We start from the raw sequence: 346 nt of genomic DNA, 5'->3' as shown, positions 1-346 counted from the left end.
CCGGGCCTGCTGTGCTCGTTTTCGGAGCACCGGCCGGCTGAGGGGTTTTCCCGTGGAGGCGGCGAAATCCTCGGCGGACGCGTGCGGGTGTGAGGCGCCTTTGGCGTGCGGGCCGTTCCCAGGGTTTGCGGAGGTCTTCTGCGAGGGGCCGGGCGAGGCGGAGTTGGGTGTGGGCGGCAATGACCAGCCAGGTCCAGCGGTCGGCGGCGGCCGGCTCGCGGAGTTTGGGAGCGGTCCAGCCCAGCGCCTGCTTCATCATCCTGAAGGTGTGTTCAAGATCGAATCTGCGCAGGAATGCTTGCCAGAGCCGGTCCCCATCCCCGGCACTGGCGCCTGTGACTGACCA

Annotated in this window: 1 pseudogene; it reads right to left on the bottom strand. The window is 68.5% G+C overall.

The features are described 5' to 3' along the window. A pseudogene (locus IH68_RS59035) lies at positions 1-346 on the bottom strand (transposase); the annotation flags it as partial.

Origin of the sequence: Streptomyces sp. NRRL S-646, assembly GCF_000720765.1 — a bacterium.
In the GTDB taxonomy this organism is placed as follows: domain Bacteria; phylum Actinomycetota; class Actinomycetes; order Streptomycetales; family Streptomycetaceae; genus Streptomyces.
Note: the sequence above shows the minus strand (reverse complement) of the source record. Positions and strands in the feature narration are given on the sequence as shown.